Annotated in this window: 1 protein-coding gene; it reads right to left on the bottom strand. The window is 67.5% G+C overall.

Features of this window, described 5'->3' with window-relative positions:
• Window positions 1-428: KS-MAT linker domain-containing protein (locus LG396_RS38900; protein ID WP_443729188.1), on the bottom strand; the 428-nt coding region annotated here is incomplete at its 3' end.
• Window positions 429-486 lie beyond the last annotated feature (58 nt).

The raw sequence follows: 486 nt of genomic DNA, 5'->3' as shown, positions 1-486 counted from the left end.
CCTTCCAGCAACTCCCGCGCCATCCCCACCCACTGCGAACCCTGACCCGGAAACACCAACACCACCCGGCCCGCACACCGCGCCCCCACCACCACACCCGACGCCACACCCGCAGACGCCTCAGCCGCTACCGCACCAAGACCAGCAACCGCCTCACCCCGATCACCCGCAAACACCACCGCACGGTGCTCCAAACCCGCACGGGACACCGCCAACGACCAACCCACATCACCCAACGACACACCAGCACCACCACCGCCGGCCAGAAACTCCCCCAACCGCGCAGCCTGACCAGCCAACGCACCCACCGACCGACCCGACACCACCAACGGCACCCGACCACCCAAAGGCAACGAATCACCCGGCACCTCAACCTCGCCGGCCTCCAACTCCGGCACCTCCTCCACCGGGGCCTGCTCAAGAATCACGTGCGCATTCGTCCCACTGATCCCAAACGACGACACACCCGCCCGCCGAGGATGCTCA

This window comes from Streptomyces aculeolatus (genome assembly GCF_020400605.1).
In the GTDB taxonomy this organism is placed as follows: domain Bacteria; phylum Actinomycetota; class Actinomycetes; order Streptomycetales; family Streptomycetaceae; genus Streptomyces; species Streptomyces aculeolatus.
The sequence above is the reverse complement of the archived record's forward strand: the minus strand, read 5'-3'. Positions and strand labels throughout refer to the sequence as shown.